We start from the raw sequence: 24,888 nt of genomic DNA on the forward strand, positions 1-24,888 counted from the left end.
GTTAGTCAATAATGCCGAATAAAATGGCGAGAGGAAATAATCTCAATGGCTGATGAACATACAGCTGAAGACAGTCTTCAGCCGGTGTAGCCATAACCCGGCATTGGCTGAACAGTTCCCGGTAGTGGCTTGGCCCCTTTTGCGGCAATTCCAGCCAGGTATCGGCCCCGACATCTTCCAGCAATCTGTCAAATGCGTTTAACCGGGGCACGATAATAACGGCAACATTCTCCTGGTCTTGCCTGGCATAAGCCAGTAACCGATCGGCCCCGGCTCCCTGTACGTTAACTTTCAGGTAGTCGCCGTTCCTGAACAACGCGGCATTTTGGTGCCGAAAACGCAAGCTCTGCATGACTACAAAAAGCTTGATGCGCCCATCTTCCATCGTTTCCAATAACGAGCTGATGAAATGCATCCGGTCCAAATCCGGTCTTGCCAACATGGCGTCCATGTCGGTCAATAACCGGCTGTTGTTGCTGAAATCAACGGGGCGGCGGTTGTCGGGATCAACCAGGGTAAATTGCCATAATTCATTGCCTTGATAAATATCCGGCACACCCGGCGAGGTTGTATGCAGCACTACCTGGGCAAGAGCGTTATACAAACCGGGTTTTCTGATTCGGCTTTCAAACTCGGTAAAATCTCTTAAAAACAATGAACTGACATTGGCGTCCAGGCAGCGGCTAACAAATTGGCTGACCGCTTGTTCATATTCTTCATTGGGGTTGAGCCATGAGCTAAATTGTTTTGCTTCACGAACGGCCTTAATCATATAACTCCCGATGCGCTCCTGATAATCGGCCCATTCTGTATCCGTTAAAGCCGTTAGCGGCCAAGTGCCAATCAGCACCTGATAAAACAGGTATTCATCATTGCGGGCAATGACGACCTTGCTCATCCTGGTTTTCTTGGATCGGTTCAAGCGCTGCCAGCGTAGTACCGCATCCTGCCATTGATGAGGTATTTCACTTAATACATTGATTCTTGCCCGTACGTCAGCGCTGTGTTTGGTGTCATGAGTGGACAGGCATAACAGGGTATGGGGCCATTTTTTAATCCGCGCCTGATTAAAATGGTGAAAGGCGTTGACCGAGTTTCCGAGGGAGCGCGGATCGCCGCCCACTTCGTTTAAGGAGATCAGGCGGTTATAGCGATAAAGACCGGTATCTTCATAACCTTTAGCCATCACCTGCGGCGTATATTGTTGAAACTTCATGACCATTTTCAACAAATCAGTATCTGCAACCGCCGAACTGTGTTCCAGAAGCAGAACTTGTCGAATAAACTCAAACACGGTTTTATCGGCCGCCCAACTTCGCTGCTTGCTTTGATCAATCGCCCACTTGATATATTGGCTGTCCTCCTTGCTGACGGTCTGGCTGTTGATGTAGGTTCGGTAAACAGGAAAACAGGCTATAACCTCCAATAAGGCATTGCGCAATGCATAAAGCGTATAGTCCCGAGTTTTTGAACTGGCGTCGGCAATTTTGCTCAAACAATTGGCAAGCACATTTAATTCACTGGCCAGCGCGGTCGTCATCACCAGTTTTTTAGCATGATACACCAGTTCGTCAAAATCCTGCCGGTACTCTATAAACCGTGTATAGCAATGCGTTAATGGTTTTTCTGCGGCGCCATTAATAAAAACGCCGTTAACGATATTGGCAAACTCGTAACCGGTGGTGCCGTGAATCGGCCAGTTATTGGATAAATACTCATAGTTGGCGACAATTTTTTCGGCAACGATATAAATGGGCGGCGTGTCCTGCCCGGTGCCGGTATTTAAAATAGCTGAAATTTTTTCATTAAGGTGTTGATAATAGCCTACCGGGTCGTACAAGCCGTCGCCATGATCGATGCGCAATCCTTGTATCTTGCCCTGTTCGATAAGCGACAGGATAAATTGATGAGTTGCATCGAATACCTTTTCATCTTCAATCCGCAACCCGGCCAGATCATTGATATCAAAAAACCGCCGGTAATTAATCTCATCGCCGGCAACGCGCCAATAAGCCAAGCGATAAACCTGCTGCTCCAGTAAGGCATGCAATTCTCCGGCTTCGTCTACCATCCGGTTAATTTCCGCCACCCGAAAATTAATAAACTTCATAAGCTGCGGACTGTCCGCACAGAGCTTGGCAAGATGTTTTTTAAAGACTTCCTTATCCCGCTTGCGTTCTTCTATTTTTTCTTCCGCCCTGTCCGTGCATAAAGGCAATTTACTGAAACTGTTATCGATAGTCTGATATTCCAGAAACACCATATCGTCCTCTGCGAAACAATTGAGCAACTGCTCGTGTTGCGAGCTCAGGATAAAGGGATAAGTCTGCGGATCAACGGGAAACCGGTGTTGATAGTAATGAACGCTAAACTCGCCCTGCCCGGCATCGAAAGCCAACTTCAGTTCCTGCTGTTCCAGGATATTGCCGTAGTGGTCGCCCAGCACAGGAAGCAGTATTTTATTTTGCAGCGATTTCTTGATCGGATACCAATCAATATCAAAAAATGAAGCATAGTAGGAAGCTTGCCCATTCTCCAGCACATCCAGCCACCAGGCATTGTCGCTATCCATAATGGCCATATGATTCGGGACGATATCCGTTATCAAGCCCATCCCGTTACGCCGCAATTCTTCGATAAAACGCTCGTAGTCCTCGCGGCTGCCGATTTCGGGATTAATCTCGTTATGGTCGACGATATCATATCCGTGGCTACTGCCCGGCCGGGCTTTTAGATAGGGAGACGAGTAGCAGTGGCTAATGCCGAGCCGGCGAAGATAGGGAATAAACCGGGTTGCCTCAGCAAAAGTAAAGTGCTTGTTAAATTGCAGGCGATAGGTTGAAACCGGAATGTCCGCCTCTCTCTGCCGGTTTTGATCAGTCATAAATCACGACATCTTGTGGAACCGGCCGTTCCAATTGTCAGTCCACGAAAGACACGAAATAAAACAATATGCTGCATAGACAGCGAATAAATCCCTCGTGCTTTGTGTCTTATTAAATCGTTTCGTGATTTTTGTGTCGCCTAAGGCGCCTACTTTTGGTTTTCGTGGACAAACTGCTTTTTTCAGAATCATTTTTCGGCTTCCTTTAAATAAAAAATGACTGCCCAAGGGCTTAAACCGCCTTCGCGCAAGTTGTTGTCCACCTCGGAGTCGCTGGCAAACAGCACGTCTCCGTCACAAGAATAATCGATCCTTGCCGGCTCATTGCCCATATTGGCAACCAGCGTTAAGGTCGAAGCATCATTCAACCGCCACTGCACAGCTATTGCCCTGTCATTGAACAGTTGGTAATGGGCTTGCCCGACAACCGATCCCTTTGCCCTCGGGGTGATATGGTTGCTGCGAATGCGCAATAATTCCCTGTGATAGTCGAGCCATTGTTGATGCGGCTCACGGGCTAATTCAGCCCATGCCAGCTTGGACGCCCGAAAGGTTTTAACTTCATTCGGCAAAAGCACTTTTGGCAACGCTTCAACGCCGTCAAACTCCGAGGTTTTGATAATATCCTGTAGCCGACCCAAGTTCACTTGCTCGCCCAAGTCGTCAGGAAAATCCACAAAGTAGGTGAACGGCTGACGGCAAGCCCATTCCTGTCCCATAAACAATAAAGGCAGCGGCGGCGACAGCAATAAAAGCGCGGTTGCCGCACGCAAGGCTTCCGGTCTGCAAAGCTTTGAGAGGCGTTCGCCCAGTACCCGGTTACCGACTTGGTCATGATTTTGTAAAAAACAGATAAAAACCGTCAGCGGCAAATCCGAACAGGACTCGCCTCGCGGTTTGCTGTCCTGGTAAGCGGATAGCTCGCCCTGGTAAGCGAAACCTTCGGTTAAGCATCGGCCCAGATGACGTAGAGGCTGCTGACTGTAATCCTGATAATAGCCGGCCCTTTCATTGGTTAGCAGAACGTGCAAAACATGATGGAAATCGTCATTCCACTGCGCATTGAAATAACGCTCGGGTAAGGAAGGATCGTGCTTTAAATAACGCGCGGCATTATTGTCGTTTTCCAGCACTAAATAGACAGGACGGTCATAGCCAGGCCCCAGCCGAACGGCTTCGGCCAGCTCTTCGAGAATATCCGGCGATGAGTCATCGAAAATGGCGTGTATCGCATCTAAGCGTAAACCGTCGAAATGATATTCTTCCAGCCAATACAGCGCATTGTGGATAAAAAACCAGCGCACCCAATGAGGCTCGAAATTAATGGCATCGCCCCACGGCGTATGGAACTGGTCGGTAAAAAAATCCGGCGCATACAGATGCAGATAATTACCTTCCGGGCCGAAATGGCTGTAAACCACATCGTTAAAAACCATCAAACCCTTGGCATGGGCGGTGTCAATCAGGTCTTTAAGTTCATCGGGCGTGCCGTAGCTGCTGTCAGGCGCAAACGGCAAAACGCCGTCATAGCCCCAATTACGTTGACCGGGAAAATCGGCAATGGCCATCAACTGTATGGCAGTCACGCCCAGATCGACCAGATAATCCAGACGCTCTTTTACCCCGGCAAACGTGCCTTTTTCAGTGAAGGTGCCGACATGCAGCTCATAAAAAACCGCCTCCTCCCAAGGCCGTCCTTGCCAGTCCTTGTCCTGCCATTGCCAAGCATCAGGATCGATCACCTGGCTGGAACCGTTAACATCCTGAGGTTGGTAACGGGAAGCCGGATCGGGAACATAGTATTCCTCATTGATCAGGTACTGGTAATAAAACCCGATACCGGCCAGTTCGGTGGTAATGCCATACCAACCATCGGCTTCGGGTGTCATCAGCAGCCTGATTTCAGGCGCGCTGCCTTGCAGGCTTAACTCAACCTTATCGGCTCCGGGCGCCCACAATTTAAAGGTCACCTTGCCGTCATCCCGCAGATGAGTTCCAAAAGGCATGGGATGGTATCGACGTGCGGTTGACATGCGCCGGACTCAACCTAATTCAATTCGGTCGCCCGCGCCATGTTGCAGCGATACCATTAAGGTAAGATGCTCACGTAATTGGCGGGTTAACAAGAAGTTTTCGCGGACGAACTCTTTAGACTTAATGCCCATTTCCTGCATTTTCTGCTTTTGATTAAACAGGTAACGGATGCGCAATGCAGCGCCTTCGGGCGTGTTGACTAAAAAACCGGTATGAAAATTGATGACCTGCAAACGAATGCCGCCGGTATCGCCGCCGATAACCGGCTTACCTTTCCATAGGGCTTCGGTTACCGTCAGACCGAAGCCCTCTTTAGTGGATTTTTGCAGCACAATGTCGGAAAGCCGCTGTAGCGCATTAATGGTGCGGTGCGCGTCGGGCGGCAACTGCAAGAGTTTAATATTGGGATCATCGCCTGCCGCAACCGCGACTTCATTGAATACAACTTCGCCTTCCGGGTCATCCGTAGCCGTTCCGCCGGCCAATACCAATTGCAAGTTAGGGATATATTGCTTGGCCAGTTTATACGCTTTTATGACGCCTATCGGATCTTTAAACCGGTCAAAACGCGAGATCTGCGTGATCAACGGCGCCTCAGGATTCAGCTCGAACCGGGTTCGCACTGCCTCCAATTCGTCTTGAGGCAAGTCTACGTTTTTGTCGCTTAACGGGTCGATGCTGGGCGGGATAATATAGGCGGGATGCGGCAGTAATTGAACAAACTGGGATAATGAAAAAATGCTGGCATCATAGTCACGGATATATCGGTCTAAAAACCGCCAGGTTCCCCGGTACGGATGGCTGGCGTCTATGTGGCAGCGCCAGATCCACTTGCCCTTGCGTTTGCTGCAAAACTTTAACAGGGCTACGGGTTGCGGATCGTGAATAAAAACAAAATCCGCTTCTTCCAAGACATTGCGCAGGTGGTTGGCGTTTTGCTCATTCACCTCCAGAAAATGGTTCAGCAAGGTTTCGGGAATAGTGATCCTGTCACCCTGTATTGAATTATGGAAGCTTTTGGTGCACTGGTAAAACTCGCTATCACCGCTAATGACCTCCCAGCGGGTATCGAGTCCCAATTCCCTGGCAAGCGGCACAAGCTTCTCCAATATCTCGGCAACACCGCCGCCAACACGGGTGGAATTGACATGAACCACGGACTTGCCTTTCAAGGGCTCGGCCAATTGCTGCAAATGACGGATGACATCTTCACCCGTTACTGCGGCATAACAATCCAACATGGCGGTCATGACACTTGCTCCGCAAAATGATTTTGGAAGGCGGTTGCGACTTGCCGGCGTAATTCGACCAAGTTACTGAAATAAGGATCGATGCCGCTTAACTGGTCAATTAAATGCCGATGGGTTTCACCAAAAAATGTCAGCCACCGGCAGAAGTCGTCCATTTTGTCTGGAGCACGCCTGCGGGCATCGATAAAATGGTAAAAGATACTGCTTACCGACATTTGTGGAATCAGATTCGACATCTCTTGCGGTTTGCTTATCCGGGTATGGGTATCGAATACCACAATCTGTGCGCGGGTAAACTCAAACTGTTTCGAGGCGCGGGCCCATTGTAGATATTCACTTTCCTCCAAGCGATCATCGATGTATTCCAGCAAATGGTAGCGTAACTCTTCCATATCATTGAACGAGGTGGGATCAAGTACGGCCAATTGTTCCGCCAATTTGGTATCGGCAAGGCCATGACGCGCCCAACCGGCAAAATCGTTGATGTACTCGCGCTCCTCAAACTGAGGCAATAATAAATTCGCCCAAAAATGGTAATACAAGCTATCCAAATCCAGGCTACCGATATGATCTCGGAACTCTTTTAATGTTTTGGCGCGCCGATGAGTGGAAATTGCGATTAAAGCACAGTCTTTTAACGCAAAAGACTGTGCTTTCGGATCTTGTTTATTCTTTATCGTATTCATATTTAAAATTCCATGTGCATAGAATTAAGTGAATGACGTTGTAAAGTACCTCAAAGCCTTAAAGTTAAATGCCCGGCGCGCCCATCACAAGCACCTAAACGGACACCACGGGATTTAAACGCCGGGGCATCATCAGCATAAAAATGCCAGCAATCATCGTCATTCCAGGAAAGCTCCAATCCCGTATTGAATTCCTTTCGCGAGACGGACAATTGATGCCCTTTGGTTTGACAGCGGTATTCGAAATTAAATTGCCAAGCCCGGAATACTACTAAACAGGCAATTAAAACCCTTGGATTTTCAATCCTGTTATTAACTGATGTTACGCACAGAATGTACTTCTCCCGTTTGCCGCGCCGAGCACCGGAGCTTTTACCGAGAATGGCCCGTAAGGGGTGCGGCAGGGAGGCCGCACGTTGGTAGAGGGGCAGGAGCCCCTTCTGCCGACCCTCGGCAAAAGCGAGGAGCGCAGGACACAAGCGGCAACCGGGCCGCCTTTCTTTTGGATACTTTTCTTTGGCGGAGCACAAATTCGCCTGGAGCGAATTTGAACAGCCATAAGGCTGGCCCGCACAGGGCGAAAACCAGGGAGGGTTTTCGTAGCGAAAAGTATCTCGCCCTCGGGTGCGAGAACCCGGTTCAAATAAGCTGTCGCCTTAGCGACGCCTTAAATTTAAATTCGACTGAATGCGTAACATCAATTATTAATAAAAAACTACCATAAAACCCCATAACTTATGGCGCTTGTTAAGTTAAATACATCTGCTCGTAATACTTGATTTTGGCCTCTGCTTCGGTCTTTTCCGCGTAGTCCTTTAAATCATCAATCGTGGCGCTCCGTTCCGGCGATTGACCATCGGATTTATCTTGCTGGGCTTCTTTTATATCCATGATGTTTATCTCGGTTGGCTATCCTAATAAATAGGCAGTCTTCTATAAATTCATCAAAAACGCCGTGGGTCTTGGAGGAGACGGATACGGCGTTTTTGCCTCAAAGCAAGCAACAAAATTAGATTATTCTTCACATGCCGCCGCCAGAAGAAGGAGGCGTCATTGTTTGGGGTGCATCGGTGATGGTCACTTCGACACGGCGGTTTTGCTGGCGTCCTGAAGCGCTTGAGTTTGTTGCGACCGGATAATCCTCGCCCATGCCCCGTGCAGAAATACGTTGCGGTGAGATGCCGCTGTTAATCAGGAAACTTCTGACCGACTCGGCCCGCATCTCCGAAAGGTTGATGTTATATTCTGAAGAGCCTCGACTATCCGTATGCCCTTCAATTTTCACCATGGTTTCGCCATGAGTTTTCAAATATTCCACCAAAGGGTATATATTCTGAAGGCTTCCGGCCTTGAGGTTGGAGCGTCCTGTGTCGAACAGCACATCGCCTAATGTCACCAGAATGCCTTGCGGCACCTTTTTAGCTTTTAGTTTTGCTATTTCAGCGTCGCGGGCTTGCAAGCGAACCTGGTCTTTTTGGGCGCTTAATTCTTCAAAGGCTTTCTTCGATTCGACTTCACGCGCGGTGACTCGTGCCAAATCCACCTTTCGGCTGGCTAGATAGGAAAGATGGTCCACCTCGTCGGAATCGTCATCGTCCTCCCAAGCTTCCTCGGCTCTTTGTAATGTTTTTTCCGCTGCAAATAAATCCGCCGAAGCATTTTCCCTCACTGTCGGGTCATTGGCCGCTTGCTGATAGTCGGAACGCGCTCGCTCCAGGTTCTTATTGGCAGTGGGCGCGCAGGCTGCTATCAGCATGCTTAATAAGACAGTAAAGATGCTGATCAACGATGATGGCTGGAAAGGGTTTTGTAGTCGCATGATACGCCTCCAAAATGGCTGGTTATTGGCCTTCGCTTTACCGCGAAGTCTCCTGTTTCAAGGCTTCTATCGCCTTCTTCATTTCATCCGCCTGGTTGGCCTCTCTTACCGACTTGGCTTTGGCATTGGCTAAATTCGCTTCAACAATGGCTTCTTCGGCCAATCTACCCGCACTTTCATTTTCATCGTCATCCACTTCCTTGCGGGCGCGGTCAAGTTTTGTGCGCGCACTGCTTAGCAGTCCCGGCTCGTACTGTGCAGCTCCGGCCCGTTCCGCGTTTTGAATCGCTACTTCGGCCTGTGTCATTAATTCTCTCGGTGGTTCCGAAGCACACCCCGCCAGCAACAAGCTTGTCAATATTGCCGATGGCCCTAACCTTAATAACATTTTAGCTATAAACATAACGGTACCTTCTGATGGGCTACGGATTCACAAGAACCCAGGTTACGGATTGGCGCATAGGCGTTTTCGATGCAAGACCTGCATATCATTGGCTTTTTGACATTGTAGGAGATCATCTGACCAAGCCCATAACACCGACGATAATGAGATAAATGGCGATGATGTAATTCAACAAGGCTGGACGGATGAGTATTAAGATTCCGGCGATAAGCGAGAGGATCGCTTGTGTATTAACATACATAAATTCACCTTTCTTCTGTTATGGCTTGAGTCGGTAGTGTTCCTGACCGGATAGCTCAGGATCAGACTCGATTAATGCTGAAAATGTGTTTATTCCTCGTCGATCTTGTAGATTACGTTTTTACGGTGTCCAAGTTCGGGTTGCCGATTGCCATTTTCTTCATATAAAAAACTGACACAGATACCAAGCTTTTTTCTAAAAGCTGAACTTCCTCACCATAGCTCAATGAAGCGCTGATCAGACTGAAACCCTATCTATCCTCACCAATTACGCACCAGAATACAAGGTTGCAGCCTATAAACAATAAGCACGAATACTTAGCAAAACACGCTCAAAAAGCAGCTAGCACCATAGGGTATGCATCGCGTACCTTTTTGAGATTTGATCCAGCGTAAAACGTTAAACAATGGTGCGCGATGCGTACCATTTTCAACTGACAGCGTAACGTCAGGTAATAAGTAGTTGTACGGATTTATCAGGGTTCGCAAGCAAGGGATACTCCATTATGAGTTTTAGACTTTCTCATAAGATGTTTTCCATTGAGTCTTAAATAAACGAGAAGTGCAATTATGAAAAATCACCCCTTAATATTGGTTGGGCTTTTATTTTTTTCTACGATAACGGCGGCTTTTGAAAATGACAAACCAGAGCCTGCCAGTACAGTACGCCAGCGCGCTCAGGAAGTGGTGCCGTATGACTTAAGCCAAGCCCTGCAAACGTTTACCAAAACCGTTCATGGAGGCATTCAGCATGTCGTCGCCAAAACGCCAGGCAACACTCAGGAAATACAAGCAATCCAGGCACATCTATCCAAAATTGCCGATGATTTCAGGAAAGGTGATTTTTCCGTGACCGAACGCGTACACGGAGCTGATATGCCGGGTCTGGCCCATTTGAAAATGGCAAAAACCGACGATATAAAATTTGAATATAAAGCATTGCCCAATGGCGCGCAGATTCATTTCTCGACTGAATATCCCCAGTTTGTGCAAGCGCTCCATAAATGGTTTGACGGGCAGACGATCGAGCATGGCAACGATGTGATACAGGAACATAGCAAGCACCATTCAACCCCCGCCGAATGAATGAGTCATGGATGGCGATTTGGGTATGGGATATGGACAGCTAATGACGCGCTTGAGTAGGTAAACTGCAACAACCTGGAATCATACATTATGCCATTACGTAATTTTGAAACATGGATGTGGGCGGAAGCTTGTGAAATATTGAATCGGGCAGACCGGTTACATCGGCAATTCTTCAGGCCTTCTGTGATGAATGCCAAGCGACCGGCCTGGGAGCCACCGATCGATATCTATGAAACTAATTGTGGGTTCAAAATTATGATTGCACTGCCGGGTGTAGCCCCGGAACATTTAAACGTAATACTTGAAGGTGACCATTTGCTTGTTGGCGGGAAGCGGCATTTACCGGACAGCTCACAAGCGCAGATTCGACGTCTGGAAATTCCCTATGGACGTTTTGAGCGGCGCATTGAACTGCCTGAGGGACGTTTTGAAATCGGCACTAGTGAATTTGTGAACGGTTGTTTATTAATTTCGCTGCGGAAAATATAAGGGCTGCTTATGCAAATCAAGGACCTGAAAAACTTACTCCTGGGATCGACAAATAAGGAAGAAACTTCTTCAGAGATAAAGCCGGAAGATCCGTTGCAATTTCCACCTGTTCCCAATGATGCGCTTATCATTGTGCCTATGCGTGGAACCGTGCTTTTCCCGCAAAACGTTTCTCCATTGGTGATAGGCCGTAAAGCTTCCATTGCGGCTGTGCAGGAGGCCGTGCGCTCGGAGAAACCGATCGGATTACTTTTACAATTAAGGGATAAAGATGAAGAGCCCACCCCGGAAGATCTCTACACCGTTGGAACGGTGGCGGAAATTTTACGCTACATAACTGCGCCTGACAGCACGCATCATGTCGTCTGCCAAGGCGTGCAGCGCTTTCGAGTGAAGGAATTCTTGCCCGGCTATCCGTTTCTTGTCGCCCGGATTGATCGTTACGAAGAGATTGATACGAGCTCTAAAGATATTGAAGCCCGAGTCATAACGCTCAAGCAAAAAGCGCTGGAAGTGCTGGCTCAGACACGGCAAGCTCCTGAGGAACTGGTTAATGCCATCCGCTCTATCAGTTCAGCGTCGATGCTGGCTGACCTGGTCGCCAGCTATCTGGTTTCTAAACCGGAGGAAAAACAAGAGGTCCTGGCTCTGTTTGACATACAGTCCCGTATCGACCGAATTCTGGAATTACTCAATTATCAAGCCGAAGTATTAAAAATTTCTAACGAGATTAGTGAACAAACCCAGGAAACCATGGGGCAACGGCAACGCGAATTCGTTTTGCGGGAACAAATGAAAGCAATCCAAAAGGAATTGGGCGAGGAAGAAGGCGGCGCTGCCGAAATTGAAGAACTCAGCAACGCCATAACGAATGCCAAAATGCCTGAAGAGGTCGAAAAACAGGCGCGTAAGGAACTCGCCCGCTTACAGCACATGCCGGATGCCAGCGGCGAATATTCGATGATTCGCACCTATCTTGACTGGCTGACGGAATTGCCCTGGTCGACAGCAAGCACAGACGCTATCGATATAAAAAGAGCCAGGGAAATTCTTAATGAAGACCATTACGGTCTGGATAAAGTCAAGCAGCGCATCCTGGAGTTCCTGGCAGTTCGCAAACTAAAGCCGGAAGGCAAAAGTCCTATCCTGTGTTTTGTAGGCCCTCCAGGCGTCGGCAAAACCTCACTGGGACGCAGCATAGCCAGGGCAACCGGGCGCGAGTTTGTGCGTGCCAGCCTCGGCGGCCTGCATGACGAAGCCGAGGTACGCGGCCACCGGCGCACCTATATCGGCGCGCTGCCGGGCAATATTATTCAATCCATACGCAAAGCCGGCACTAATAACCCGGTATTTATGCTCGATGAAATGGACAAGATCGGGGCCGGAGGATTCCACGGCGATCCTTCTTCCGCCTTGCTGGAAGTCTTGGACCCCGAACAAAATTCGACTTTCCGAGATAATTATCTGGCAGTCGCGTTCGACTTGAGCCATGTCATGTTTATCGGCACGGCCAACGTATTGGACAGCATCCCAGGGCCGTTGCGCGACCGCATGGAAGTGATTGAACTGACCGGTTATACCTCCGATGAAAAACTTCAGATTGCCAAACGTTATCTGGTGAACAGGCAACAGGAAAGCAACGGCTTAAACCCTGAACAATGCACCATCACCGACAATGCCATATTGACTATTATTCAGGACTATACCCGCGAAGCCGGCTGTAGAAACCTGGAGCGCGAGATCGGCTCGGTATTTCGTCATGTAGCGATGCGTATTGCCGAGGGCCTTACCGTAAGTGAGCAGGTCGACAGCGAACAAATTCCCGGCATTCTGGGACCGAAAAGGTTTTACAGCGATGTCGCCATGCGCACTAGCGTTCCGGGCGTTGCGACAGGGCTTGCCTGGACGCCGGTCGGCGGCGACATTCTTTTTATCGAAGCCACCCGCCTGCCCGGTGACGGCAAGTTGATCCTGACCGGCCAGTTAGGGGATGTTATGAAAGAAAGCGCCCAGGCCGCGTTAAGCCTGGTGAAGTCGCATGCCCTTGAATTGGGTTTAAATACGGAAATATTCAAAATTAACGATATCCATGTCCACGTACCGGCAGGCGCCATTCCTAAAGACGGCCCCAGCGCCGGCGTGGCGATATTTACCGCATTGTTCTCCGCCTTTTCCGAGCGCATTGTGCATAACGATGTGGCCATGACCGGAGAAATCAGCCTGCGAGGATTGGTGTTGCCGGTCGGCGGCATTAAAGAAAAAGTTATTGCTGCGGCCAGAGCGGGGCTAAAAACAGTCATGCTGCCGGCGCTCAATAAAAAAGACTTTGATGAAATACCTGAAGCGGTGAGAACTCAACTTGAGTTTGTCTGGTTGGAAAATGTGGACGAGGCGTTAAAAGTTGCCATGGAAGAAGAGCCTATTGCTAGCAAATAGCAGAAATTATAGCTTTAGCTGCGGCGGCCACAGCATCGGCTTTAAGGAAAGCGAATGAACGAAACGAAACATAACGCCGTATTCAAGTCTAACGCACCTCAGCTCGAAGTCCCGGTAGCCGCCACGCTTTCGCCTTGGTGGCGACGCGCCGGCCTTGCTATTCTGATTTCCGGCCTGACCGTTCTCCTGATGGTGACCCTTAAAGTCTACCAGGAGGCGCCGCCGATTCCGAAGCAGGTGCTGGCGGCCGATGGCACGCTTTTGTTCAGCGACGAGGATGTCCGTGCGGGACAGCAGGTATTTCTCAAGTACGGGCTGATGGATAACGGCTCCATCTGGGGGCACGGCGCTTATCTCGGGCCCGATTATTCAGCCCAGTATCTCCATACCCAAGTTCTCGCCAGCTCGGCACTGATTGCCCGGCAGCGCTACGGTCAGCCGCCGGATCAATTGACGCCGGCGCAACGTGCCGCTGTCGAGGCGGAAGTTCGGATCGGGCTTAAACAAAACAACTACGATCCGCGCAATGATGTCCTAACGATGGAGCCTTTCTATGGCGACTGGTTCCGCCAACAAACGGACACGTGGAACGAATATTTTTCCGCGCCTAAACAGAACGGCGGCCTCAGCATAGGCGCTATCCGCGACCCCGAAGAACTTCGGCAGCTTACCGCTTTCGTCGCCTGGGCCACTTGGGCTTCGGTCGCTAACCGGCCGGGAAAACCCTATTCGTATACCAACAACTTTCCGTACGATCCGCTGGCCGGCAACACGCCCACTGCCGATGCAGTACTTTGGAGCGTAATAAGCCTGATTTTTCTGCTCGGCGGAACCGCACTGGTTTTATTGGCGTTCGGAAAATTCAACTATCTCGGCTGGAAGACTCAGGGCCATGTGCATCCGCAGTGGACCAGCGCCAATGTCACTATGGCCCAACGCGCCACACTGAAATATTTTGCTATCGTCGCGCTGTTGTTTATCGCGCAAGCGCTGATCGGCGGCGGCGTCGCTCATTATCGCGCCGACCCGGACAGTTTTTACGGCTTCGATCTGGCTTCATGGCTGCCCAGCAACCTGCTGCGGACTTGGCATCTGCAACTTGCAATTTTCTGGATCGCCACCGCGTTCGTTGCCGGTGCGCTGTTCCTAAGCGCCGAACTGGGCAGGCATGAACCGGCAGGGCAAACAACCGGCATCCATGCGTTATTCTGGCTATTGGTCACGGTCGTCGTCGGCAGCCTGCTTGGCGAATGGGCCGGCATACAACAGCTGTTGCCGCAGCTTTGGTTCTGGTTCGGCAACCAGGGCTGGGAGTACCTCGAACTCGGCCGCGCTTGGCAGCTCCTGCTCGCGGCCGCGCTGCTGTTCTGGTTCGGGCTGCTCGTGCGCGCCCTGCTTCCTGCGCTGCATGATCCCGAGCGGCGCGAAATCGCCGGTCTGTTTCTATTTTCCGCAATCGCGATTCCGCTGTTTTACCTGCCGGCGATGTTCTTCGACAGCACCACCCATTTCTCGATTGTCGATACCTGGCGATTCTGGATTATCCATCTCTGGGTCGAAGGCTTTTTCGAATTCTTCGTGACCGTACTGGTGGCCGTCCTGTTTTTCCGCTTCGGCGTCGTCTCGCGGCTGGCGGCAACACGCATCATTTACCTCGACGCCATTCTGTACTTTGCAGGGGGCATCATCGGTACCGGCCATCATATGTACTGGACCGGCCAGACTCAGCTGAACATGGCGTTGAGCGCTTCGTTCTCAGCGCTTGAAGTCGTGCCGCTGACCTTGCTGACCCTTGATGCCTGGGATTTCATCACGCTGACGCAATCGCGCTGCGTTATCTGCCAGCAAACGATCGCAGTGCCGCATAAATGGACTTTTTATTTCCTGATTGCCGTCGGGGTGTGGAATTTCGTCGGCGCTGGAATTTTCGGTTTTCTGATCAACCTGCCGATCGTCAGTTATTACGAGGCGGGCACATTGCTGACGCCCAACCACGGCCATGCGGCATTGATGGGCGTTTTCGGCAACCTTGGCATTGGCCTTCTGGTGTTTGCAGTCAGGCAGGCGGTCAGCGATCCGCTGTGGCAGACGCTGGAAAAATTTGTGCGTACCGGTTTCTGGGGAATCAATATCGGACTGCTGCTGATGGTGGTCTTAAGCTTGTTTCCGGCCGGTGTGCTGCAATTACTCGATGTGCTGGAGAATGGATATTGGCATGCTCGTGGCCTGGCTTACACCGGCTCGGTTCAGTCCCTGTTTTATGAATGGCTGCGCCTGGCCGGCGACCTCGTGTTTATCTTGTTCGGTGCCATTCCGATCATGACTGCCACAGTTTATGCCTATCTGGCGGAACGTAAGTTTAACCCGGCTACCGCCGCTGAGGCCGATGCCGAACGATAAGTTATTTTGATAAGTATTTTTCAAGACTGCGCGGACTCTTTCCAGTAAAGTAAAATCTGCCTATTTTTGTCCGCTTTGCATCAATATTTTGCATTCATAGCGGCCGCTTCTCTGACGACGACGGAAATGCCTTCCGCTTTCGCGAAACCAATGACTTTAAGATACTGATAATGTTTAGAAAGTTAGCTATAGCTTTAATTTTTGTTGGGGTTGTATTGCTTATTGGCCATGAACTGAAACTTTATCTTCCTGGTCTGGAAGTCTGGATTCAAAGCATGGGCACTTTTGCACCGCTGTGTTTTATTGCTGTATTTGTCGCGCTGACGCCTTTGTTTGTATCAGTCGATGCGCTCTGTTTCGCTGCGGGCTTGTTATTCCCAATCGGTGCCGGAGCGCTCTACATCATCATTGCCACTTATCTGGCATCAGCGTTTATTTTTTTCTTGGGCCGGTATTTATTGCGGGACAAAATCCGTACCTATCTTGCTGCACATGAGCGTTTTGCCGAGCTCAACGAGGCCATCAAAAACCATGAACTTAAGCTGATGTTTTTATTGCGTCTGACGCCGTTGCCGTTTGCAATGCTCAGTTATGCATTTTCGGTGAGCCAGGTCAGGCTCCGGCCTTATTTGGTCGCCACCAGCGGCGTTTTAATTTATAACATCAGCCTGGTTTATTTCGGTTATTCTGCCAAACATCTGTCCGGGTTAATTAGCAGTGAAGCTTCAGCGCAGAATGCAGTTTCATATCCCCTGTTGACAGCGGGCTTAATTATTTTCGTGGCCGTGTTGATCTATGTGGCAAAAATTGCAGGAAAAACTGTAAAGCAAATGGGCTATAAAGATTAAATCCATGCCGATTTAGAGTAAAAATTTCACGCTCTTGGCGATGCCTATCAACTTATATTTTTACCAAGCTTGCTCGAATCCGGTTTCAGGCATTTTTTCAACCGGATAGCTCTCACCGGTCAGTGTGAGGCCAGAAGTTGGTAGTTTCGTTTTCTGTATTTTGTAATAATCAGGGCTTAATCAAAGGCGTATATCAGGCCTAACAATTGATCCCGGCGGAATCTGAGATTGCTTATTTTTTCGAAGCTATTGACGTTTTAGCCCTATAACTGACGTTGCACCTGTACACGATAAAAAAGCGTAGTCCCCGAAAGGCTCGAAAAGCACGAAAAAACGGCCATCAGCAAAGCGTATCCAGTCACAGGCCCTGTTTTCTCATCCGGCTAATATTTTTCGTGCCGCCTAGAGGCGCCTACTTTTGGTTTTTGTGGACAGTGCGTAACATCACCCTATAAGTAAAAACACCCATTCTCGCCAATATGAACAAAAGAGATAATACTGTAAAATTTACAACGTAAATTTACTCATACTAAACAATAAATTACCGGCAAATGATCCATTATTGCTATTCGTTTTTAACCGGACCAAGCCATGATATTACTTCACAGACAGATAAACCGCATTTCCACAATCATCCTTGTAACAACCGCGCTATCGCTGGCAGCTTGTACTGATAAGGAGGACGCAGACAGTGCGAAGATAAAAAAGTCCGTGCCTACTGCGACAACGGTGACAGAAAGCCAGATTGCTCATTGGCAAAAAGAAGCAAATGCGGGAGATGCTGATGCGCAATACAACCTTGCTTATATTTATGAAAATGGGCTGGGTGTACCGAAGGACGAAGCCAAGGCTCTTGAGTTATATCAGCAAGCTGCAGATCAAGGGTATTCTCCGGTAAAAAATAATGTTAATGCGAAGAAGCCATCGAAATAAGCCTTTATAAGAATACGAAACCCGGTAAAACTTTTTTGAGCGGCATCTTGCGCTTTCAACATTCGCCTCTCCCAGATATGTCGACTTACCGGTTTTTGGCTCAGTTGAGATAAAGACTTAACCCTTCGTTTCAGACATCTTTTAATGCTACAGACGGGTTAATGATTCTGGCCGACCTGTTCAGCCGTATTATCTCTGGCGCCGCCCTGCCCGTTTTTCAAACTGCCATGCAGGAACAAGCCAACTGCCTGCCGCACCCATGCGTCGATTTTCGCTTCGTCCGGCGTTGGCTCCAGACCGAGTTGTAATTTTAGTATTCGTTCGCTGCGCAATACGCCCAGGAATTGTTCGGCAAGAAAATACGGGTCTGTTACAACAAAGTAGCCTGCTTGCTGCTGCCTGGCGAAAAACTGCGAGAGATGTTCCAAGGTGCGCTGTGGCCCTTGTTCGTAGAATTGAATGGCGAGATCGGGGAAACGCGGCGACTCGCCGACAAGCATGGCGCGCATGCGCACTACATCGGGCCGCGTGATGCCATGCAGAAATTGCTTGGCAAAAGAGATCAACACGTCCTCCGGGGAACTAGCCAGGACGTGTTCTTCAGACAGGCTGGTTACGAATTGGTCACTGCAACGCCTTATCATCGCGCCGAACAGTCCCGCCTTGCCACCGAACTGGCTATAGATGGTCCGCATGGACACGCGTGCTTCCTTGGCAATGGTTTCCAGACTGAGGTTGCCGTAGCCGTGCTCCAGAAAGAGGCTGGAAGCGGTGTCCAGTAACCGGTCGCGGCTTAGAAGCTCCTCCCCCTTTCGAGGCCGTCCGCGTTTAATCATAGTGTAGCGCTCATAAAATTAATTGACTTGGACGATATCATAACTTAGATTAAATGATAATATGTCTTATCATTTCTTACCATTAAAAAGTCAGGTTGTAAAAACGATGAAAAAAGAAACGTATCCATGGGTAGCCATCCATCGTTTAAGCATGCCTGAAAAATCAATGCAGCGCACCCGAATGGGCTTGTTGGCCATCGCTTTGGCAACCATGATCGGGTGCGGAAATAATGACGAGTCAGGGGCTAAGCAGGGCCAGCCGCCCGGTGTCAAAGTTGCATTACCCCTATCGCAAGAAGTGACTGAGTGGGACGAATATACGGGCCGCATCGAAGCCGTCAACTCAGTCGATGTGCGCGCACGGGTCAGCGGCTATCTGGAGAAAGTGAACTTCAAGGCTGGCGACAAGGTGCATAAAGGCGACCTGTTATTCCTGATCGACCCGAAACCGTTCACCGCTCAACTGAACTATGCCGTAGCCGAACTGGAACGCGCCAAATCCCGTCACGAATTGGCAAAAAATGACTTGGCACGCGCCGAGCGTTTGTTCCGCGCCAAAGCCATTTCCGAAGAAGAGCACGATGCCCGTAGTAAAGGGCTTCGGGAAACCCTTGCCGCCGTTCAGTCTGCGGAAGCCAATGTTTCTACGGCAAGGTTGAACCTGGATTTTACTCAGGTGCGCTCTCCGATAGACGGCCGGATCGGTCGCGAATTAATCACCGCCGGCAATGTGGTCAACGGTGGCGGCGGCGATGCAACGGTGTTGACTTTTATCGTATCTACCGATCCGGTTTATGTTTACGTGGATGCGGACGAACGCTCGGTACTGAAATATCGGCGGCAGGCCAAGGAAGGAGGTCGCGGCAGTCTGGGAGAGGAACAGACACCAGTGGAATTAGCGGTAGCTGATGAGCTTAGTTTTCCACACCAGGGTTATCTCGATTATATATCGCCGCGTGAAGATGCCGCTACCGGTACCGTGACGTTGCGGGGCGTGTTCGCCAACCCTGATGAATTGTTGAGTCCCGGCTTTTTTGCCCGGATGCGGATCCGCGCGAGCGCTCCGTATCCGGCCATTCTGCTTCCCGATCGCGCCATCGGCACGGATCAGGCGCAACGTTTCGTATGGGTGGTGAATAAGGACAACCAGGTGGAATACCGCACGGTGGTGCTCGGCGCCCATATCGGCCAGTCCCGCGTGATCGCCGAAGGATTGAAGCCTGAAGAATGGGCGGTTATCGAGGGTATCCAGAAGCTCAAGCCGGGTATCAAGGTGACTCCGGAGCGCATCTCGCTGACCGGACCGGATGGGGAATTGAAACCATGAACCGGTTCACGCACTTTTTCATCGACCGGCCGATTTTCGCATCGGTACTCTCCATCATTATTGTTCTGGTCGGGGGTCTCGCGCTGATTGGACTGCCTATTGCCCAATATCCCGAGATTGCGCCCCCCACTGTGGTCGTGAGTGCGACCTATCCCGGCGCCAACGCCAAAGTGGTCGCGGAAACTGTGGCGACACCTATCGAGCAGGAAGTGAACGGCGTCGAGGAAATGCTGTATATGTCCTCTCAGTCCACCAATAGCGGGAGCATGTCGCTTACCGTGACTTTCAAGCCGGGTACTGACCTGGATAAAGCCCAGGTTCTGGTGCAAAACCGGGTGGCGCTGGCCGAACCCAAACTGCCTCAGGAAGTAAGCAGGCAAGGCATCAGCGTCAAGAAGCGCAGCCCGGACTTGAGTCTGGTCGTTAACCTGCTATCCCCGGACAAGCGTTACGACAGTGTTTACCTGAGCAATTACGCGCTGCTGCAAATCAAGGATACCTTGGCGCGACTGCCCGGCGTCGGCGAAATCATGGTGTTCGGCGCCCGTGACTACAGCATGCGCCTGTGGCTGAACCCGGAGAAAGTTGCTGCGCGCAATCTGACTGCCGGCGACGTAGTCAACGCCATGCGGGAACAGAACATCCAGGTAGCGGCCGGCGTGGTCGGCCAGTTGCCGACAAAGGAGAGTACGGATTTCCAATACACGGTCAGCACCATGGGCCGGCTGATGGAAGCCGAACAGTTCGCCGACATCGTGATCAAAAAAGGGGCAGACGGCCAGGTGACTCGCCTCAAGGACGTGGCTCGCATTGAACTGGGCGCCAAGGATTACAATTCTGCGCTGTTCCTGGATGGCGAGCCCACGGTGGGTCTTGCCATCTTCCAGTTACCCGGCTCCAACGCCCTGGAAACCAAAGAGGCGGTGGTCAACACCATGGAAAAGCTGAAGACGCGCTTTCCTGAGGGCCTTGACTACAATATGGTCTATGACACCGTTGTGTTCGTGCAGCAATCCATCAACGCGGTGGCCAAGACCCTGTTCGAGGCCATCCTGCTGGTCTTGCTCGTGGTAGTGATATTTTTGCAGAACTGGCGCGCCACCATCATTCCGTTGCTTACCGTACCGGTCTCGTTGATTGGCACGTTTGCCGTCATGGCCGCTATGGGTCTGTCCTTAAATACCTTATCGTTATTCGGCCTGGTGCTGGCTATCGGTATCGTCGTGGATGACGCCATCATCGTGGTAGAGAACGTGGAGCGCCATATCGCGACAGGATTATCGGCCCGGGACGCCACCAGGAAAGCCATGGAAGAAGTGGTAGGCCCTATCATTGCTACGGCTCTGGTTCTGGTCGCAGTGTTCGTGCCTACCGCCTTTATTACCGGTGTTTCCGGCGCCTTCTACAAACAATTTGCGCTGACCATTGCTGTTTCCACGGTGATCTCGGCGTTTAACTCGCTGACCCTGAGTCCGGCCCTGTGCGCGAAGCTGCTGGATCGGGCACATGGCGACAAGGACGGGTTCACACGGCTGATCGATCGTCTGTTCGGCCGGTTTTTCAGCATCTTCAACCGGTTCTTCGATTCGTTCAGCGAAGGCTATGCGCGCCTGGTCGGCAGGTTGATACGCATGACGGTTGTGGTGCTGGTGCTTTATCTGGGACTCAACGGCCTTAATTTTCTGGCCTTTGAAAAGGTGCCAGCGGGCTTCATTCCTCAGCAGGATCAGGGCTACCTGATTTTGTATGCGCAGCTGCCGGACGCCGCTTCGCTGGGGCGCACCCAGGAAATGGTGCAGCAGGCTAACCGTATCGTTCTGGAAACCAAAGGCGTCAAGCATCTGAACGCTTATGCCGGTTTTTCCATCTTGAGCGGCTCAAGCCAATCCAACGTCGCCACGATGTTCGCCCGGCTCGATGATTTCGACCAGCGCGCCGGTCACCCGGAGCTTCATGCCGATGCGGTCATCAAAAATCTTCAGCAGCGGCTCGCCCAGATTGACGGCGCTCACATTGCCGTATTTGCCCCGCCTCCGATCCGGGGTATGAGTTCGGTAGGCGGTTTCAAGCTGCAAGTTCAGGATCGCACCAATGCCGGTATTGAGGCGCTACAGGATACGGTCAACGAGATGATCGCCAAGGGCAATCAGCAACCGGGTCTGGCCGGGCTGTTTACGACTTTCCGCGCCTCGGTTCCGCAGCTTTTTCTGGACGTGGACCGTACCCGAGCCAAGTCTATGGATGTGCCCTTGAAAGACGTGTTCGACACCTTGCAGATCTATCTGGGTTCGATGTATGTGAATGATTTCAACAGTTTCGGCAGGACCTATCAGGTGGTGGCTCAGGCCGATTCGGAGTTTCGCATGAAACCGGAGGACATCACCGAACTGAAAACACGGAATCTTCAAGGCGGCATGGTGCCTTTAGGATCTCTGATGTCGGTTAAGGAAATTACCGGACCCGACAAAATCACACGCTACAACATGTATCCGGCTGCGGAAATTAACGGCGGCACCTTGCCCGGAGTCAGTTCCGGCCAGGCGATTACTGTGATGAATAAACTGCTGGGTGCAGAACTGTCGCCGGGATTCGATTTTGAATGGACCGAGCTCAGCCTGCAACAGGTGTTGGCCGGAAACGTCGCCCTGCTGGTTTTTCCGCTGAGCGTGATCTTCGTGTTTTTGGCTTTGGCGGCCCAATATGAAAGCTGGTCGCTGCCGTTTGCAGTGATCCTGATCGTGCCCATGTGTATTCTGTGCTCTCTGGCCGGCGTATGGTTGCGCGGCATGGACAACAACATCTTCACCCAGATCGGCTTCATCGTACTGGTGGGCTTGGCCAGCAAGAACGCCATTCTGATCGTGGAATTCGCCAAGCGGCTGCAAGAGGGCGGGCTTAACCGTCTCGATGCAGCGGTGGAAGCGTCGCGGATCCGGCTGCGGCCCATTCTGATGACCTCATTCGCCTTCATCATGGGCGTGTTTCCGCTGGTGATAGCCCAAGGGGCGGGAGCGGAATCGCGGCAGGTACTGGGCACCGCGGTATTCAGCGGCATGCTGGGCGTGACTTTTTTCGGTCTGTTATTAACGCCGGTGTTTTACGTCATCGCTCAAGCTCTGGCGCAACGCTGGCAATCTGCCAGGAAAAAACGGGCCGCATGATGCTCATGACTTATGAAAAAAGCTCTGTTATCCAAGCGATAAAAATAACTCATATTGCATTATGTTTAGACAAAGCAATCAGCAACATTGCGACAGGAGTGCAAGCTCCGCCTCGGCAATTGCTCCTGCATCGCCTCGGCAACCGCTCCCTGCGTCGCCTAAAGCGCCTACTGTTGGTGCTCTACCTCCTGCATCCTTGCAGTCGTAAAGCGCCTATTTTTGGTGCTTGTACATGCAGGCAGAGCCTGCGCTCCGGCAGTCAACAGCTTCCCTATTTAACGACAGCATAGCCTATGAAAAAGACGCATTCCGCAGAACTTCATTTCCGAAATACCATTGGCCGCGGCTGGAGTTTCAACTTAACCTTCCTTTGCGCCGCTTTGCTCAGCGCCTGCGCGGTAGGCCCCGATTATAAGGCCCCGGCAACCGATGTCGGCCCGGCCTTTAGCAATGCCAATAACCCTGAATTCTCTGCAAAGGATGTGGAAGTGTCTTGGTGGAAACTGTTCGACGACAAAGATCTAACCGAACTTGTCGATCAGACTGTGCAGCACAACCGCGATCTTCAGGCCGCGCGCGCGAATCTTCGCGAGGCGCGGGCGCTTTATCTGGAATCCGGGCTGAATTTGGCGCCCATCGTAACTTCGCACGCCAATTACACCGACCAAAAACGCAGCGCCGCCGCCTTGAACAACCGGGCCTTCGCGCCGCGCGAGCTGAAACTTTGGAACGTCGGTTTCGACGCTTTTTGGGAAGTCGATTTCTTTGGCCGGGTGCGCCGCAACGTAGAGGCGAGCAGCGACGAAGTCGATGCGCAGGAAGCCAGCCTCCGGGATCTCGGCGTCAGCCTGATCGCCGAAGTGGCTAGAAATTATTTCGAATTGCGCGGCCTGCAAAACCAGTTGGCGACAGCGGTAAAGAATGCCGAAAACCAAACCCAAACATTGGGAATAACCCAGGTCAGGCTCGAAGGCGGACGTGGCACCGAGCTTGACACATCGAGGGCGTCAGCTCAGCTCGATTCCACCCGGGCTACCATTCCGCCGCTGGAAAGCGCCATTCGGCAGGCCATGCACCGTCTCAGCGTATTGACCGGACAGCTTCCGGGCGCCCTGACCAAGAAACTATCGCAGCCCGCGCCGCTGCCCAAGCTTCCCAAGACCATCCATATCGGCCAGCCTGCGGAGCTACTGCGCCGCCGCCCTGACATTCGCATCGCCGAACGGGCTTTGGCAGCGGCTACCGCCCGTATCGGCGTTGCCACCGCCGACCTTTTCCCGCGCGTTACTTTTGTCGGCACTATCGCCCTTGAGGCCAGCACCCTGTCGGGAATCGGCGCGGCGGCGTCAGATACCTATTCTGCAGGCCCGCGGATCAGTTGGGCGGCGCTGGATTTGGGGCGCGTCTATGCCCGTATTAAGGCCGCAGATGCCCGTGCCGAGGCAAACTTGGCCCAGTACGAACAGACCGTGTTGAACGCTTTGGAAGAAACCGAAAACGCGCTGGTGAATTACAATCGGGTGCGAATCCGAAGAGAGTTATTAGCCTCGGCCGCCAAAGCCAGCATAAGAGCCCATGAATTGGCCCATCTGCGTTTTGCAGAAGGCGTGAGCGATTTTCTGACCGTACTCGATGCCGAATTGCGCCTGCTGCAAGACCAGGAGCGGCTGGCGCAGAGCGAAACCGCTACCGCAACGGCGCTGGCAGCGCTTTACAAGGCTTTGGGCGGCGGCTGGGAATCAAACATTGCTCTGAATAAAACAGAACATCCTATTTGGGAAGAATGATCGCTATTCATCACTAAGCAACATGCTGTGCCCGGCAAAGTTCTGGCGCATCATGTTGATTTTTCAGTGTGTTTCACTGGGATCGATTACTGCTAACCCTCTCTTCTCAACGTCGCAAGCGCGGCGTTTCAATCCGTACTCTAAGACATAGCTGCTTTCTTGTATAAACCTGATTGAAAGGGCAAAAAACTGCGCCTGAAAGCAATATCGCAAAGCGACGAAAAACAATCCTCGAATAATGCCAAGGTAAAAATATCAGCGTCGCT

At 51.2% G+C, this 24,888-nt stretch carries 18 protein-coding genes; 9 read left to right on the top strand and 9 right to left on the bottom strand.

The features are described 5' to 3' along the window. Position 1 precedes the first annotated feature (1 nt). From treY to M0R47_RS01795, 8 genes are all read right to left on the bottom strand, one after another. Positions 2–2,884 (bottom strand): malto-oligosyltrehalose synthase, encoded by a 2,883-nt coding sequence (gene treY / locus M0R47_RS01760; protein ID WP_292549450.1) that lies wholly within the window; start codon positions 2,882–2,884, stop codon positions 2–4. A 188-nt stretch (positions 2,885–3,072) separates the two neighbouring features. Then, the gene (treZ, locus tag M0R47_RS01765) at positions 3,073–4,917 is read right to left on the bottom strand and encodes a malto-oligosyltrehalose trehalohydrolase (RefSeq protein WP_292549454.1); all 1,845 of its coding nucleotides are present in this window, start codon (positions 4,915–4,917) and stop codon (positions 3,073–3,075) included. 9 nt (positions 4,918–4,926) lie between these two features. After that, positions 4,927–6,168 (bottom strand): glycosyltransferase, encoded by a 1,242-nt coding sequence (locus M0R47_RS01770; RefSeq protein WP_292549457.1) that lies wholly within the window; start codon positions 6,166–6,168, stop codon positions 4,927–4,929. Continuing rightward, a complete protein-coding gene (locus M0R47_RS01775; protein WP_292549460.1) occupies positions 6,165–6,854 on the bottom strand; it encodes a DUF5752 family protein in 690 nt (229 codons plus the stop codon). Before M0R47_RS01775 ends, M0R47_RS01770 begins: the two co-directional genes overlap by 4 nt. 747 nt (positions 6,855–7,601) lie before the next feature. After that, positions 7,602–7,745 carry a hypothetical protein gene (locus M0R47_RS01780; RefSeq protein ID WP_292549463.1) on the bottom strand — a complete coding sequence of 48 codons (144 nt, stop codon included), beginning with the start codon at positions 7,743–7,745 and terminating at the stop codon, positions 7,602–7,604. A gap of 130 nt (positions 7,746–7,875) precedes the next feature. After that, entirely contained in the window at positions 7,876–8,673 is a 798-nt protein-coding gene (locus M0R47_RS01785; RefSeq protein ID WP_292549466.1) for an OmpA family protein, read from the bottom strand. A gap of 37 nt (positions 8,674–8,710) precedes the next feature. Beyond that, positions 8,711–8,980: a DUF4398 domain-containing protein gene (locus tag M0R47_RS01790; protein WP_292549469.1), complete on the bottom strand. Its 270-nt coding sequence runs from the start codon at positions 8,978–8,980 to the stop codon at positions 8,711–8,713. Between the two features lie 208 nt (positions 8,981–9,188). After that, entirely contained in the window at positions 9,189–9,317 is a 129-nt protein-coding gene (locus tag M0R47_RS01795; protein ID WP_292549471.1) for a DUF3096 domain-containing protein, read from the bottom strand. A 569-nt stretch (positions 9,318–9,886) separates the two neighbouring features. Here M0R47_RS01795 and M0R47_RS01800 point away from each other — a divergent pair. The 6 genes from M0R47_RS01800 (at position 9,887) to M0R47_RS01825 (ending at position 17,511) form a co-directional block, all read left to right on the top strand. Then, the gene (locus M0R47_RS01800) at positions 9,887–10,402 is read left to right on the top strand and encodes an aspartate carbamoyltransferase (RefSeq protein WP_292549474.1); all 516 of its coding nucleotides are present in this window, start codon (positions 9,887–9,889) and stop codon (positions 10,400–10,402) included. 90 nt (positions 10,403–10,492) lie between these two features. After that, the gene (locus tag M0R47_RS01805; protein ID WP_292549477.1) at positions 10,493–10,894 is read left to right on the top strand and encodes an Hsp20/alpha crystallin family protein; all 402 of its coding nucleotides are present in this window, start codon (positions 10,493–10,495) and stop codon (positions 10,892–10,894) included. Between the two features lie 9 nt (positions 10,895–10,903). Further along, positions 10,904–13,330: an endopeptidase La gene (lon, locus tag M0R47_RS01810; RefSeq protein ID WP_292549480.1), complete on the top strand. Its 2,427-nt coding sequence runs from the start codon at positions 10,904–10,906 to the stop codon at positions 13,328–13,330. Between the two features lie 54 nt (positions 13,331–13,384). Then, positions 13,385–15,730 (top strand): cbb3-type cytochrome c oxidase subunit I, encoded by a 2,346-nt coding sequence (locus M0R47_RS01815; RefSeq protein ID WP_292549483.1) that lies wholly within the window; start codon positions 13,385–13,387, stop codon positions 15,728–15,730. 170 nt (positions 15,731–15,900) lie between these two features. Continuing rightward, positions 15,901–16,578: a VTT domain-containing protein gene (locus M0R47_RS01820; RefSeq protein ID WP_292549486.1), complete on the top strand. Its 678-nt coding sequence runs from the start codon at positions 15,901–15,903 to the stop codon at positions 16,576–16,578. Between the two features lie 591 nt (positions 16,579–17,169). Then, entirely contained in the window at positions 17,170–17,511 is a 342-nt protein-coding gene (locus M0R47_RS01825; RefSeq protein WP_292549489.1) for an SEL1-like repeat protein, read from the top strand. 158 nt (positions 17,512–17,669) lie between these two features. Here the strand turns inward: M0R47_RS01825 and M0R47_RS01830 are convergent, their stop codons facing one another. Beyond that, on the bottom strand, positions 17,670–18,347 hold the full coding sequence (locus M0R47_RS01830) for a TetR/AcrR family transcriptional regulator (protein ID WP_292549492.1): 678 nt from the start codon (positions 18,345–18,347) through the stop codon (positions 17,670–17,672). A 106-nt stretch (positions 18,348–18,453) separates the two neighbouring features. Between M0R47_RS01830 and M0R47_RS01835 the strand changes: the two genes are divergently transcribed. The 3 genes from M0R47_RS01835 (at position 18,454) to M0R47_RS01845 (ending at position 24,622) form a co-directional block, all read left to right on the top strand. Continuing rightward, complete coding sequence (locus M0R47_RS01835; protein ID WP_292549495.1) at positions 18,454–19,674, top strand: efflux RND transporter periplasmic adaptor subunit; 1,221 nt, start codon at positions 18,454–18,456, stop codon at positions 19,672–19,674. Then, positions 19,671–22,835, top strand: a complete 3,165-nt coding sequence (locus M0R47_RS01840) for a multidrug efflux RND transporter permease subunit (RefSeq protein WP_292549498.1) — start codon at positions 19,671–19,673, stop codon at positions 22,833–22,835. The genes M0R47_RS01835 and M0R47_RS01840 overlap by 4 nt, the downstream gene beginning before the upstream one ends. 293 nt (positions 22,836–23,128) lie before the next feature. Continuing rightward, positions 23,129–24,622 (top strand): efflux transporter outer membrane subunit, encoded by a 1,494-nt coding sequence (locus M0R47_RS01845; protein ID WP_292549501.1) that lies wholly within the window; start codon positions 23,129–23,131, stop codon positions 24,620–24,622. Positions 24,623–24,888 lie beyond the last annotated feature (266 nt).

Origin of the sequence: Methylobacter sp., from assembly GCF_023227905.1 — a bacterium.
GTDB lineage: Bacteria > Pseudomonadota > Gammaproteobacteria > Methylococcales > Methylomonadaceae > Methylobacter_A.